At 71.5% G+C, this 16,318-nt stretch carries 1 protein-coding gene (running past one end of the window); it reads right to left on the bottom strand.

From position 1 onward, the window contains the following. Positions 1-16,318: the 5' portion of a non-ribosomal peptide synthase/polyketide synthase gene (locus OCS65_RS10415; RefSeq protein ID WP_263510137.1), read on the bottom strand. The gene continues 13,226 nt to the left of window position 1, outside the view; only the first 16,318 of its 29,544 coding nucleotides appear in the window; its start codon is at positions 16,316-16,318; its stop codon lies off the left edge, out of view.

Genomic DNA, 16,318 nt, shown 5'->3' with positions numbered 1-16,318 from the left:
GCACGGCGGTGGCGTCCGGGTCCAGGGCCGCACCGGCCGTGAGGAGGTCGGCGAGGGTTCCGCCGCTGACGACGTCGGTGCCGCGGACGTGGGTCAGCCGCTCGAGCTCGTGCGGCGCGAGCAGCGGCAGGTCACCGACGGGCAGGGCCGGGTCGGCCAACGCCGCGTCGAGGAGGTGCGCGAAGCGGGCGGCGAACCCCTCGACGGTGCCGGCGTCGAACAGGGACCGCGCGTAGGAGAACTCGGCGGAGATCCCGTCCGGTCCGCCCTCGGTGGTGGTGTGCTCCCGCAGGGTCAGTGCGAGGTCGAACTTGGCGCTGTCCACGTCGAACGGCACCGTGGACACACTCAGCTCGGGCAGCTCGAGTCCGGTCTCGGGGAGGTTCTCGAACGACATGGCGACCTGGAACAGCGGGTGCCGGGCCGTGGACCGCTCGGGGTTGAGGATCTCGACGAGCCGCTCGAACGGAAGATCCGCGTGGGCGAACGCCTCGAGATCGCTCTCGCGGATGTGCCCGAGATGCTCGGCGAACCCGGCGTCGGCGTCGATGTGGCTGCGCAGCACCAGGGTGTTGACGAACATGCCGATCATCTCGTCGAGTTCGGCCTCACCGCGGCCGGCGATCGGCGTGCCGATCGCGATGTCGTCGGCGGCGGACATGCGCGCGAGGAACACCGCGAGGGCGGTGTGCATGACCATGAACAGCGTCGTGCCGCTGCGCCGGGCGAGGTCGGCGGCCTGCCGGTGGGTGGCCGCGTCGATGCGGAACTCGACCGTGCCGCCCTCGAAGGCCTGCACCGACGGCCGCGGCCGGTCGGTGGGCAGGTTCAGCTCGTCGGGCAGGCCGGCGAGCGTCCGCTTCCAGTAGTCGGCCTGCGCGGAGACGAGGCTGTCCGGATCGTCCTCCGATCCCAGGACCTGCCGCTGCCACAGCGCGAAGTCCGCGTACTGCACCGGCAGCGGCGCCCGGTCCGGTTCGTGCCCCGCCGCGCGCGCGACGTAGGCGATCATCACGTCCCGCGTCAGCGGTGCCATGGACCAGCCGTCGGCACTGATGTGGTGCGCGACGAACACCAGCACATGGTCGTCGCCGGCGATCCGGAAGAGCTTGGCGCGCAGGGGGATCTCTTCGGTGACGTCGAAGCCGGCGGAGACCACCTCGGTGACCCGGGCGACGAGGTCGGCCTCGGAGACCGGTTCGGGCGTGAGATCGGGTGCGGCCTCGGCGACCGGGAGGACCACCTGGAAGGCGTGCCCGTCGGACTCCGGGTAGACGGTGCGCAGCACCTCGTGCCGGGCGACGACGTCGCGCACCGCGGCCCGCATGGCGTCCACGTCGAGCGTTCCGGTCAGCCGGACCGCCACCGGGATGTTGTTGACCGCCGACCCGGTGTCGAAGCGGTTGAGGAACCACATGCGCTGCTGCGCCAGCGACAGCGGGATCCGGTCCGGCCGCGGCTGCGGCACCAGCGGCGGACGACCGCCCCCGCCGGCGTGCTGCTCGACCGCGACGGCGAGGGCCTCGACCGTGGGCGCCTCGAAGACGACCCGGACGGGGATCTTCGCGTCGAGCGCGGCCCCCATGCGGGAGACCACCTGGGTGGCGAGCAGCGAGTTGCCGCCGAGCTCGAAGAAGTCGTCGTCGACGCCGACCCGGGCGAGGCCGAGCACCTCGGCGAACACGCCCGCGACGATCTCCTCGACGGGGGTGCTCGGAGCGCGGAACTGCCGCGCCTCGAACACCGGTTCCGGCAGCGCCTTGCGGTCGAGCTTGCCGTTGACGTTCAGCGGCAGCGCCTCGAGCACCACGAACGCCGCCGGCACCATGTACGACGGCAACGCGCCGGCGAGCCCGGACTTCACGTGCGCGATGTCGAGCACCGCGCCCGTCTCCGGAACCAGGTACGCCACGAGCTGCGTGCCCGCCCGGTCGTCCTCCCGGGCGATCACCGCCACGTCGCGCACCTCGTCGGCGCCGCGCAGCGCGGCCTCGATCTCGCCGAGCTCGATGCGGAATCCGCGCACCTTCACCTGGAAGTCGCTGCGGCCGAGGTACTCCAGGCGGCCGGTGGTGTCCCACCGGACGAGGTCGCCGGTGCGGTAGAGCCGCTCGCCGTCGCCGAACGGGGAGGCGACGAACCGCTCCGCCGTCAGATCCGCCCGGCCGTGGTAGCCGCGCGCCAGCTGTGCACCGGCGAGGTACAGCTCGCCGGACACGCCGACCGGCACCGGATGCAGGCGCCCGTCCAGCACGTAGACCCGCGAGTTCCATTCCGGCACACCGATGGACACCGAGGCGCCCGCGTCGCCCACCACGTCGCCCGCGGTGATCGACACCGCGGCCTCGGTCGGGCCGTAGAGATTGACCAGCTGCGCGCTGTTGTGTCGCAGGAACCGCTGCGCCGTCGCCGCCGGCAGCGCCTCACCGATCGCGAGCACCCGGCGCAGCGACCTCGGCAGCATCCCGTCGGAGTCGACGAGCAGCGCCTCGAGCATCGACGGCACCACATGCAGGGTGGTGACCTCCTGCTCGGCCATCAGGGCGTTCAGGTAGCCGGGATCGCGGTGACCCTCCGGCGCGGCGATCACCAGCCGGCCCCCGGAGACCAGCGCCGACCAGAACTCCCACACCGACAGGTCGAACGTCGCCGCGGTCTTGAGCAGCGCCGCGTCCTGCGATCCGAGGCCGAAGTGCTCGCGCTTCCACAGCAACTGGTTCACGATCGCGCCGTGCGGCACCGCCACACCCTTCGGCTTGCCCGTCGAACCGGAGGTGAAGATCACGTACGCGGTGTTCGACGCCCGCAGCGGCGCCCGCCGCTCGGCGTCGGTGACCGGAGCACCGGCGTAGGTCGACAGGTCGGCCGTGTCGATCGCCAGGCGCGGGACAGACCTGTCCCCCGGGATCTCGACCCCGTCGGCGGTCAGCGCCACCACCGGAGCCGCGGCATCCAGGATGTACCCGGTCCGCTCGGCCGGCTGATCCGGGTCGAGCGGCACGTACACGCCACCGGCCTTGGCGACGGCGTACATGCCGACGAGGAGCTCGATCGACCGGCGCATCGCCAGCGCCACCGTCGACTCGGGGCCGACCCCCGCCGAGATCAGGCGACGGGCAAGCCGGTTGACGCGGATGTCGAACTCGCCGTAGGTGAGCGTCTCACCCTCGAAGAACAGGGCCGTGGCGTCCGGAGTCCGGCGCACCTGCGCGTCGAACAGGTCGGGCAGGGTCACCGACGCGTCCACGGCGTGATCGGTGTCGTTCCAGCCCTCGAGCACCCGGAGCCGCTCGACGTCGTCGAGCAGCGGCACATCGCCCACCGGGAGCGACGGGTCCGCCACCACGGCTTCGAGCAACCGCAGGAACCGGCGGGCGAAACCGGCCACCGTGGACTCGTCGAACAGGTCCGTGGCATAGGTGAAGAAGCCGGTCACCCCGGCCGCGGCACCGTCCTCGGCGTGCCGGTCGGTGACGATCAGATGCAGGTCGAACTGGGAGATCTGCATGTCCGCGTCGACGTTCGCGATGGTCAGACCCGGCAGCTCGAGCCGGGACTGGGCGACGTTCTGGAACGACAGGCCCACCTGGAACAACGGGTGCCGCGCGGTGGAGCGGACGGGGTTGAGCACCTCCACGAGCCGCTCGAACGGCACGTCCGCATTGGCGAACGCCCCCAGGTCGGCCTCGCGGGCCTGTGCCAGCAGGTCCTCGAACGCCGCATCCGGCTGGACCTGCGTGCGGAAGACAAGGGTGTTGACGAACATGCCGATCAGATCGTCCAGCGCCCGCTCGTCACGCCCCGCGATGGGCGTGCCGATCGCGATGTCGTCCGTGTCGGACATCCGCGCGAGGAACACCGCGAGGGCGGTATGCATCACCATGAACAGCGTCGTGTTGCTGCGACGGGCGAGGTCGATCAGCCGGGCGTGCAGCTCCGGATCGACGGCGAATCCGGTCCGGGCGCCGGCGAAGGACTGCACCGCCGGGCGCGGCCGGTCGGTGGGCAGGTCCAGCTGGTCGGGCAGACCGGCCAGCGCGTTCTTCCAGTACGCCACCTGCTTCGCCGCAACCGAGTCCGGATCGTCCTCGGACCCGAGGACCTCCCGCTGCCACAGCGCGTAGTCCGCGTACTGCACCGGCAGCGGCGCCCACGCGGGGAACTCGCCCTGCGAACGCGCGATGTAGGCCTGCATCAGGTCCCGGGTGAGCGGGCCCGCCGACGAACCGTCGGCCGAGATGTGGTGGACGACCAGGGCGAGCACGTGGTCGTTCGCGGCGAGCCGGAACAGCCGCACCCGCAACGGCACCTCGATGGTGACGTCGAAGGTCGTGGCGCCGAGTTCCCGGACGGCCGCGACGATGTCGTTCTCGCCGACCGCGATCGGGGTGAGATCCTGTTCGGCCTGGGCGGCGGGCACGACGACCTGGATCGGGCCCTCGGCCGTCTCCGGGTAGTAGGTCCGCAGGATCTCGTGCCGGGTGACGAGGTCACCGACCGCCGCCTGCAGCGCCGCGACGTCGAGCGTTCCGGTCAGCCGGATCGCCATCGGCACGTTGTACGCGGCGGTGTCCGTGTCGAAGCGGTTGAGGAACCACATCCGCTGCTGGGCCAGCGACAGCGGGATCCGCTCGGGACGCTGCCGCGCCTCGAGCGGCCGCCGGGCGTCGGCGCTCTGGTGCTGGACGGACACGGCGAGCGCCTCGACGGTGGGCGACTCGAACAGCGCGCGGATCGGCACCCGGACATCGAGCGCGGCACCGAGCCGGGATGCCACCTGGGTGGCGAGCAGGGAGTTGCCGCCGAGCTCGAAGAAGTCGTCGTCGAGACCGACCTGTTCGAGACCGAGCACCTCGGCGAACACCCGCGCCACGGCCTCCTCCGTGACGGTGGTCGGGGCCCGGAACTCCCGGGCCTCGAACACCGGCGCCGGCAGCGCCCTGCGGTCGAGCTTGCCGTTGACGTTCAGCGGCAGCGCCTCGAGCACCACGAACGCCGCCGGCACCATGTACGACGGCAGCTGCTGCGACAGGGCCGACTTGAGCTCCGCCGCATCGAATTCCGCACCGGCGGCCGGAACCACGTACGCCACGAGCTGCGCGCCCCCACGCTCGTCGTCCCGCGCGATCACCGTCACGTCGCGCACCTCGTCGATGCCGCGCAGCGCGGCCTCGATCTCGCCGAGCTCGATGCGGAATCCGCGCACCTTCACCTGGAAGTCGCCGCGGCCCACGTAGTCGAGCTCGCCGCCCCCGTCGCCCGTCCCGATCCACCGGACGAGATCGCCGGTGCGGTAGAGCCGTTCGCCGTCGCCGAACGGCGAGGCGACGAACCGCTCCGCCGTCAGATCCGCCCGGCCGTGGTAACCGCGCGCCAACTGCGCACCCGCCAGGTACAGCTCACCGGGCACGCCGGCCGGGACCGGATTCAGCCGCGCGTCGAGCACGTACACCCGCGAATTCCACTCCGGGACACCGATCGGCACCGACACCCCGGTGGCGTCGTCGACCTCGTGGAAGGTCACCGACACCGCGGCCTCGGTCGGACCGTACAGGTTGTCCAACCGGGCCGTGTTGTGCGCCAGGAACCGTCGCGCCGTCGCCGCCGGCAACGCCTCACCGATCGCGAGCACCTGCCGGAGCGAGTTCGTCAGCGTGCCGCCGGACTCGACGAGCAACGCCTCGAGCATCGACGGCACCACGTGCAGGGTGGTGACCCCCTGCTCGGCCGCCAGGGCGTTCAGATAGCCCGGGTCGCGGTGCCCGTCCGGCGCGGCGATCACCAACCGGCCACCGGAGACCAGCGCCGACCAGAACTCCCACACCGACAGATCGAACGTCGCCGCCGTCTTGAGCAACACCGCATCGTCGGCACCGAGCTCGTACTCCGCCCGCTTCCACACCAACTGGTTCACGATCGCCCCGTGCGGCACCGCCACACCCTTCGGCCGACCCGTCGAACCCGACGTGAAGATCACATACGCCGTGTTCGACGCCCGCAACGGCGACCGCCGCTCCGCATCGCCGACCGGGCCGTCCGCGAACACCGACAGATCCGCCGCATCGAGTTCCAGAGTGCGGACAGACCTCTCCCCCGGCACCTCGAACGCGTCCCGCCCGGTGGTCAGCACCACCACCGGAGCCGCGACCTCGAGAATGTACCCGGTCCGCTCCGCCGGCTGATCCGGATCCACCGGCACATACGCACCACCGGCCTTGGCCACCGCATACATGCCCACCAGCAACTCGACCGACCGGCGCATCGCCAGCGCCACCGTCGACTCCGGCCCCACACCCAGCGCAACAAGCTGCCGCGCAAGACGATTGACCCGGGCATCGAACTCGCCGTAGGTGAGCGTCACACCCTCGAACACCAACGCCGGCGCGTCGGGAGCGCGCCGCACCTGCTCGTCGAACAGATCCACCAGCGTCGCCGGCCCCCCGACCGCACGAGCGGTCTCGTTCCACGCCTCGAGCACCCGCACCCGCTCGGCCGCCTCGAGAATCTCGATATCACCCAGCGCCACCGACGGATCGGCCACAATCGCCTCGAGCACCCGCACGAACCGCTCCGCGAAACCGGCCACGGTGCCCTTGTCGAACAGGTCCGTCGCACATGTGAACGTCGCGTCGATGCGGGCGGGCGTCCCGTCCTCGTCGTAGCGGTCGAAGACCGTCAGCTGCAGGTCGGTCTTGGCGAGCTCGAGTTCGAAGTTCGTCGGCGAGACGGTCAGCCCCGGCAGCTCCAGCTTCGTCTGCGCGAGGTTCTGGAAGGACAGGCCCACCTGGAACAGCGGGTTGCGGGCCGTCGAGCGCACGGGGTTGAGCACCTCGACCAGGCGCTCGAACGGCACGTCGGCGTTCGCGAACGCCCCCAGGTCCGTCTCGCGCACCTGGGCCAGGAACTCGTCGAACGCGACGTCGGACTGCACTCGGGTGCGGAAGACCAGCGTGTTGACGAACATGCCGATCAGATCGTCGAGCACCCGCTCGCCCCGGCCCGCGATCGGCGTGCCGATCGCGACGTCGTCGGTGCCCGACAGCCGGCCCATCAGGGTCGCCAGGGCGGCGTGGATCACCATGAACAGCGTGGCGTTGTGCCGGCGCGCCAGCTCCTGCAGGCCCCGGTGGACGTCGGCGTCGACGGTGAAGTGCAGCGATTCGCCGCGGAAGCTCTGGCGAGGGGGCCGCGGCCGGTCGGCCGGGAGATCGATCTGGTCGGGCAGACCGGCCAGGGTCCGCTTCCAGTACTCGACCTGCCCGGCGGCGACGGAGTCGGGGTCGTCCTCCGAACCGATGACGTCACGCTGCCACAACGCGTAGTCCGCGTACTGCACGGGCAGCGGCTCCCAGCCGGGCGCCTCGCCGCGGGAACGTGCCTCGTAGGCGATCGTGACGTCGCGCGCGAGGGGCGCCATGGAGGCGCCGTCGGCGGAGACGTGGTGCACGACGAACGCCAGGACGTAGTCGGAGTCGGTGATCCGGAAGATCCGCGACGCCACCGGCACCTGCCGTGTCACGTCGAAGGTCGTGGACATGAATGCGACGATCTCGCCGGTGAGGTCGTCCTCGGTGACGTCGTACGGCGTCAGGTCGGGCAGCGCGTCGTCCACGGGGAGCACGATCTGGTGCGGCTCGCCGTCCGGGTCCGGGTAGTAGGTGCGCAGCATCTCGTGCCGGCCGATCACGTCGCGGACCGCCGCCTGCATCGCGGCCAGGTCGAGCTCACCCTGGAGCCGCACCGCGAAGGGGATGTTGTCCACCGCGGAGGAGGTGTCGAACTGGTTGAGGAACCAGTAACGCTGCTGGGCCAGCGACAGCGGCAGCCGCTCGGGACGCGGTGCCGCCTCGAGCGGGCGCCGGGCGCCGGTACCGATCTGGCGGCCGACCTCCGCGGCGAACGCTTCGACGGTGGAGGTTTCGAACAGCAGCCGCAGCGGCACCGACGCATCGAGCGCCGCACCGATCCGCGAGACCACCTGCGTGGCGATCAGCGAGTTGCCGCCGAGGGCGAAGAAGTCGTCGTCGAGGCCCACCCGGTCGAGACCGAGCACCTCGGCGAACACACCCGCCACGATCTCCTCCACCGGAGTCGTCGCGGCCCGGAACGCCTTGACCTCGAACACCGGCTCCGGCAACGCCTTACGGTCCAGCTTGCCCGACGCGTTCAGCGGCAGCGCGTCCAGTTCCACGAACGCCGACGGCACCATGTACGACGGCAGGTGCGCCTCGAGGGCACGGCGGGCGAGGGTGTGGTCGAACGTCCCGGCCGCGGGGACGACGTACGCCACCAGCTGCTCGTTGCGGACCATCGCGACCGCCTGGGCCGCCTCGGTGTGTTCGACGAGCGCGGCCTCGATCTCGCCCAGCTCGATGCGCAGGCCGCGCAGCTTGACCTGGAAGTCCGTACGCCCGATGTACTCGAGTTCCCCGCCCTCGGTCCACGTCACCAGGTCGCCCGTGCGGTACAACCGCTCCCCGGGCGCGCCGAACGGCGACGCGACGAACCGGTCGGCCGTCAGGTCCGCCCGACGGACGTAGCCGCGGGCCAGCTGCACCCCGGCCAGGTACAGCTCCCCGGCCACCCCCACCGGGACCGGGCGCAGCCGGGCGTCGAGCACGTACACCCGCGTGTTCCACACCGGCGCACCGATCGGCACCGACACCACGTCCGCGTCGGTCACCTCGTGGAACGTCACGTCCACCGCGGCCTCGGTCGGCCCGTACAGGTTGTGCACGCTCACACCCGGGACCAGCGTCCGCATACGCGCCGCGACCGCGCCCGGCAACGCCTCACCCGATGCGAAGACGTAGCGGAGCGCGGAGAGGCCGGCCACGGCCGGTTCGGCGACGAACACCGCCAGCATCGACGGCACGAAGTGCGCGACCGTCACCGACCGTGCGCGCATGACCGCAGCGAGATACCCCGGGTCACGATGGCCGTCCGGCGCCGCCACCACCAGCCGTGCCCCGACCTGCAACGGCCAGAAGAACTCCCACACCGACACATCGAACGTGAACGGCGTCTTCTGCAACACCACATCCTCGGCGGTCAGCCCGTACCGCCCCTGCATCCACACCAGACGATTGACGATCGCCGCATGCGAGACGCCCACACCCTTCGGCCGGCCCGTCGACCCCGACGTGAAGATCACATACGCCGTGTTCGACGGCCGCAACGGCGCCGTCCGGTCCGCGTCCGCGAGCGGCGTATCGGAATACCCCGACAGGTCCACCGCGTCGACGCACAGGACAGTCGTCTCCCCCGGCGCCTCGAACCCGTCCCGCGTCGTGGTCAGCACCACCACCGGTTCCGCCACCTCGAGGATGTAGCCGTTGCGCTCCGCCGGCTGATCCGGATCCACCGGCACATACCCGCCCCCGGCCTCCACGATCGCGTACATCCCCACCAGCAGATCCACCGACCGGCGCATCGCCAACCCCACCAGCGACTCCGGCCCCACCCCCACCGACACCAGATGCCGCGCCAACCGGCGCACCCGCCCGGCGAACTCGCCGTACGTCAGCGACTCGTCCCCGAACACCACCGCCACCGCCTCCGGCGACCGGCGCACCCGCTCCTCGAACAACCCCACCAACGTCGCCGACGGCACCGGATGTGCCGTGTCGTTCCACACCTCGAGCACCCGCGACCGCTCCACCGGCTCGAGGATCTCCAGGTCGCCCACCGCCACCGACGGATCCGCCACCACCTCCTCGAGCACCCGCACGAACCGCGCCGCGAACCCCGCCACCGTCGACGCATCGAAAAGATCTGTCGCATAGGTGATCCCGACCGCGTATCCGGCGGAATCGGCTGTCTCGGCAGCCGTTTCGGCGAGGGAGAACTGCAGGTCGAACCGGGCGGTCGCGGCGTCGAAGTCGAGGCCCGAGACGCTCAGGCCCGGCAGCTCGAGGGACCCCATCGCCTGGTTCTGGAAGGACAGCATCACCTGGAACAGCGGGTGCCGCGCCGTCGACCGGGCGGGATTGAGCACCTCCACCAGCCGCTCGAACGGCACGTCCGCGTGCGCGAACGCGTCGAGGTCGGTCCCGCGTACCCGCGCGAGCAGGTCCGCGAAGGACTCCCCACCCTCGACCCGGGTGCGCAGCACCAGGGTGTTGACGAACATGCCGACCAGGTCGTCGAGTTCCTGCTCGCCGCGGCCGGCCACCGGGGTGCCGATGGCGATGTCGTCGGTGCCCGACAACCGCGCCAGCAGCACCGACAGCGCCGCGTGCACCACCATGAACGGGGTGACGTTACGCTCCCGCGCCACCCGTCCGATCGCGGCATGGAGTTCCGGTCCGAGCGAGAACTCGTGCACCGCACCCGCATTGGATGCGAACGCCGGCCGGGGCCGGTCCGACGGCAGGTCGAGCTGCTCGGGCAGCCCGGCGAGCGCGCCGGTCCAGTACGCTTCCTGGCTCGCGATCACCGAGTCCGGATCGTCCTCCGATCCGAGAACCTCCCGCTGCCACAACGCGTAGTCGGCGTACTGCACCGGCAGGGGCTCCCACTCCGGCTCCCCACCGGTGGCGCGCGCCGAGTACGCCACCACCACGTCACGCGTGAGCGGCCCCATGGAGAAGCCGTCGGCCGCGATGTGGTGCACGACGAGGACGAGAACATGCTCGGTCGCGGACACCTCGAACAACCGCGCCCGGAACGGCACCTGTGTCGACACGTCGAAGCCGGCCGAGGCCATCGTCAGGACCTCGCCGAGCAGCTCGGCCTCGGACACCGGGATCGGCGACAGATCGGGAATCACCCGCGAGGTCGGCAGCACCTGCTGGTACGCCACCCCGTCGGCGTCCGGGTACACCGTCCGCAGGGACTCGTGACGGGCCAGCACGTCGGCGACCGCCACCTGCAGCGCGTGCCGGTCCAGCAGTCCGGACAGCCGGATGGCCAGCGGGATGTTGTTCACCGCGGAGTCCGGTTCGAACCGGTTGAGGAACCACATCCGGCGCTGCGCCAACGACAGCGGGACCCGCTCCGGTCGGGTCCGCGCCACCAACGGCGCTCGGCTGCCGGAGGCGTCGGCCTGCTCGAGGCGCGCGGCCAGGGCGGCGACCCCGGACGCCTCGAACAGCGTCCGCACCGGAATCGTGGCGCCGAGCGCCGCGCCGAGACGGGAGATGACCTGCGTGGCGACGAGCGAGTTGCCGCCCAGTTCGAAGAAGTCGTCGTCCAGCCCGACGCGGTCCACGCCGAGGACGTCGGCGAAGACCCGCGCGACGATCTCCTCGACCGGGGTGGTCGGCGCCCGGAAGACGCGGGCCTCCTGCTCCGGTTCCGGCAGTGCACGCCGGTCGAGCTTGCCGCCGGGCGTCAGCGGGATCGAGTCCAGGACCACCACCGCATGCGGCACCATGTAGCTCGTCAGGAACTGCGCCACGGAATCCCTGACGGCGGCGCCGTCGAGTTCGGTGCCCGGTTCGGGGACGACGTACCCGACGAGCTGCTCACCACGCTGCCCGTCCCGGCGCACCGTCGCGACCGACTGGGCGACACCGGCGCACCGCCCGAGGGCCGCCTCGATCTCACCGAGTTCGATCCGGAAGCCGCGGATCTTCACCTGGTCGTCGGCCCGGCCGACGTACTCGACCACACCGGCCGCCTCGTCGCCGGGAGAGCCGAACCACCGCACCACGTCACCGGTGCGGTACATCCGGCTGCCGTCGGTGGCGTACGGGTCTGCCACGAACCGCTCGGCCGTCAGCCCGGCCCGACCCAGATACCCGCGGGCCACCTGGATTCCCGCCAGATACAGCTCGCCGGGGACGCCGACCGGCACCGGCCGCAACCGGTCGTCGAGAACGAGCACCCGCATGCCGCGGACGGGGCCGCCCATCACCACCGGATCACCGGGCAGCAACGCGTCGCTGATGTTCGACGCCACCGTCGACTCGGTGGGACCGTAGGCGTTGAAGAACGCGCGGCGCGATCCGTCGGGCAGGATCGTCGCCCAGCGCGACACCAGGCCCGGGGAGCACGCCTCGCCGCCCGTGATCACCACGCGGACGCAGTCGAGGCCCGCAGGGTCCACCGAGCCGAGGGCAGCGGGGGTCACGAAGGCATGGGTGACCGCTTCGTCCGCCAGCAGGCCGGCGAGTTCGGCGCCGCCGTACACGGAGGTCGGCGCGACGACCATCGTCGCGCCCGCGCCGAACGCCAGCAGCAGTTCGAGAACCGACGCATCGAAGCTCGGCGACGCGAAGTGCAACGTCCGGGAGTCGGCGGTGACGGAATACCGTTCCACCTGTTCGGCACAGAAGTTCACCACGCCGGCATGCGCGACGACCACACCCTTCGGCGTGCCCGTCGTGCCGGAGGTGTAGATGACGTACGCCGGATGCGCCGGAAGCAGCGAGCGTACGCGCTCGGCGTCGGACACCGGTTCCGACGGCAGCCCGGCGCCGGCCTCGACCGCCTCCTCGAGCACGAGCCAGGACACCGTGCCCGGCAGCGCGCCGGCTGATTCGGCCGATGTGATACCCAGCGCCGCACCGGAATCCGACAGCATGTACGCGATCCGCTCGATCGGGTACGTCGGGTCCACGGGGACGAACGCCGCTCCGGACCGGACGACCGCCCACAGCGCGACCACCGACTCGATCGACCGCGGGACGGCGAGCGCCACACGGTCTTCCGGTCCGATGCCGCGGGAGATCAGCAGCCGCGCCAGGCGCGACGACGCCGCATCCAGCTCCCCGTACGACACGGACCGGCCGTCGAACCGCAGGGCCACGGCGCCGGGATCGCGCCGGGCGGCGGCGGACAGGATCTCGTCCAGCGTGCCGGCGGGCTCGGCCGGTGCGCCGTGCACCGACGTCAGCGCCCGCCGCTCGGGCTCCGACAGGAACTCGACGTCGCCCACCGCCCGCGCCGGCTCGGCCGCGACGGTCCCGAGCACCCGCAGCAACCGCCGCACGAACGAGGCGATCGTCGCCTCGTCGAACAGATCGGTGGCGTACCGCAGGTCGCAGGCGAGGCCACCCGGCTCGCCGTCCTCGTCGACCGTTTCGACGAAGATGAACGACAGATCGTACTGGGACTGTTCGAGATTCGCGGTGACCGGGCTGATCGCGAGGTCGCCGAGCTCGAGGGTGGTCTGTTCGAGATTCTGGAACGCGAGCATCACCTGGAACAGCGGGTGATGGGACTGCGACCGGACCGGATCGAGCACCTCCACGAGCCGCTCGAACGGGACGTCCGCGTGCCCGAACGCCGCGAGGTCGGACTCGCGCACGCGCGCCAGGAGCCGGGTGAACGGCTCGCCCGGCGCGACCTCGGTGCGCAGCACCAGGGTGTTGACGAACATGCCGATCAGGTCGTCGAGTTCCTGCTCACCGCGACCGGCGATCGGCGTGCCGATGGTGACGTCCGCCGAGCCCGACAGGCGGCTGAGGACGGCCGCCAGGGCGGCGTGCACCACCATGAACGGCGTCGTCCGGGTGTCCTGCGCCAGCCGGACGAGACCCCGGTGCACCGATTCGTCGACGGTGAAGGCGTGCACCGAGGCACGGTTGGTGGCGACGACGGGCCGGGGCCGGTCGGTCGGCAGGTCCAGCCGCTCGGGCACACCGTCGAGACGGCGCGCCCAGTACTCGATCTGCTGCGTGACGACCGACTGCGGATCGTCCTCCGAACCGAGGGCCTGCCGCTGCCAGATGGCGTAGTCGGCGTACTGCACGGCCAACGGCTCCCAGGCGGGTGCCTCGTGCCGGGTACGGGCGTCGTAGGCGACCATCACGTCCCGCGTGAGCGGACCCATCGAGAAGCCGTCCGCTGCGATGTGGTGCACCACGAGCACCAGCACGTGCTCGGTGTCCGCGACCTGCAGCAGACGGACGCGAACGGGCACCTCGGTCGTGACGTCGAACCCGGCCGCGACGGTGCCCGCCACCGTCGACACGATCTCGGACTCGGTCACCCTCGCCGGCGTGAGGTCCAGTTCCACGCCGGAGGCCGGCAGCACCTGCTGGTAGCCGACCCCCTCCGTCTCCGGGTAGACGGTGCGCAGCACCTCGTGCCGCGCGACCACGTCCGACACGGCCGCCCGGAGCGCGTCGACGTCGAGCGTCCCGGACAGCCGCAGTGCGACCGTGATGTTGTTGACCGCCGAGCCGGGATCGAGGCGGTTGAGGAACCACATCCGCCGCTGCGCCAGCGACAGCGGCACCCGCTCCGGCCGCACCTGCGGCACCAGCGGAGGCCGGTGGGAGTCGCCGGCGGCCATCGCCGTGTCGACGAGCGTGGCGAGCTGCGCGGCGGTCGGGGCGTCGAAGAACTCCCGCACGTCGATGCGGACCTTGTGGTCGGCGTTGATACGTGCCACGACGCGCGTCGCACTCAGCGAGTTGCCGCCCAGGGCGAAGAAGTCGTCGTCGACGCCGAGACGCTCGACGCCGAGCACGCTCTCGAAGGCCGCGACGACCGTCTCCTCGGTGGGGGTGCTCGGTGCGCGGTATTCGGTTGCCAGAGAACTGAAGTCGGGCTCGGGCAGGGCCCTGCGCTCGAGCTTGCCCGACGCGTTGAGAGGGAACTCGGTCATCTCGACGAACAGCGACGGCACCATGTAGTCCGGCAGCCGCCGGCGCACGGCCGCGGCCAGTTCGGTGCGGTCGATCGGTTCGCCGTCGGTGACGAGGTAGCCGACGAGGTGGTCGCCGAGCGTCTCGTCGGAGTGCACGACGACGACCGCCTGCCGGACCCCGGGATGGTCGAGCAGGGCGGATTCGATCTCGCCGAGCTCGATGCGCAGGCCGCGCAGCTTGACCTGGAAGTCGGTGCGGCCGACGTACTCGATCAGGCCCTCGGCGTTCCACCTGACCAGGTCACCGGTGCGGTACATGCGGTCGCCGGGCGCACCGAACGGGTCGGCGACGAAGCGGTCCGCGGTCAGGTCGGGTCGGCGCAGGTAGCCGCGCGCGAGCTGGATGCCCGCGAGGTACAGCTCTCCCTCGACACCCTGCGGAACGGGTCGCAGGCCCTCGTCGAGGACGTAGAGGTCGGTGTCGGCGACGGCCGCACCGATGGGGACGACCGCGTCGTCGCCGTGGGTCGCGTAGTAGGTGACGTCGACCGCGGCCTCGGTCGGGCCGTACAGGTTGTGCAGCCCGGCCGTGGAGATCCGGTGGAATCGGGCGACGGTCTGCGCGGGCAGCGCCTCGCCCGAGGCGAAGACATACCGCAGCGAGGTGACGGCCGCGGCGGTGGGCTCGGCGAGGTAGACCGCGAGCATGGACGGGACGAAGTGGGCGACCGTGACCCGGCGCTCGATCATGGTCTGCGCGAGGTAGGCGGGGTCGCGGTGGCCGTCGGGCCTCGCGATCGACAGGCGCGCCCCTACCTGCAGCGGCCAGAAGAACTCCCACACCGACACGTCGAACGTGAACGGCGTCTTCTGCAGCACGACGTCGTCGCCGCGCAGCCCGTACTCGGCCTGTCGCCAGGCGATGTTCGCGACGATGGCCCGGTGCTCGACCGCGACGCCCTTCGGGCGGCCGGTGGAGCCGGAGGTGAAGATGACGTACGCGAGACTGTCGGCGGTCAGGGGGCCGAGCCGCTCGTCGTCGCGCACCGGGTCCGCGGATACGTCCGCGAGGTCGAGGGTGTCGACGAGCACCACGGGCACCGATCCGGGCAGATCCACCCGGTCGCGGGCGGTGGTGACCACCGCGACGGGTTCCGCGGTGTCGAGGACGTAGGCGATGCGGTCGGCGGGGTGATCCGGGTCCAGCGGCACGTAGGCCCCGCCGGCCTTGACGATCGCGTACATGCCGACGAGCAGGTCGAAGGACCGCCGCATCGACAGGCCGACGCGCGCGTCCGGGCCCACGCCGAGCCCGATCAGGTGCCGCGCGAGCCGGTTGACGCGGGCGTCGAACTCCGCGTAGGTCAGGGTCTCGCCGTCGAACTCGAGGGCGACCGCGTCCGGGGTCGCCTCGACCTGGGCGTCGAAGCGGCCCGCGAGGGTGCCGAGGTCGGGGCCGGCGGGGGCGGCCGCCGCGTCGCCGAGGACGGACGCGGCGTCGGCGAGGAGCCGGTCGAGCACGGCGGGCAGCCCACCGTCGGCGAGAAGCGCGGGCGCGAGGTTGGACAGCACGACCGGGACCAGCGCTTCGATACCGAGCACGCCCCCCATCGCGGCGTCGAGGGTGGCGATCTCCTGCTGGAGCCGGCTGTAGGTCAGCTGCGTGTCACCGTGGGCGAGGGCGACGCGGTCGGGCTCGCGGTCCACGACTCCGGCCAGCAACCGGGGCAGGTCTGCGATCGTCAGCGCCTGCTTGCCCGACGTGCCTTCAGCCAT

The organism is Rhodococcus aetherivorans, assembly GCF_025722975.1.
Lineage (GTDB): Bacteria > Actinomycetota > Actinomycetes > Mycobacteriales > Mycobacteriaceae > Rhodococcus > Rhodococcus aetherivorans.
Note: the sequence above shows the minus strand (reverse complement) of the source record. Positions and strands in the feature narration are given on the sequence as shown.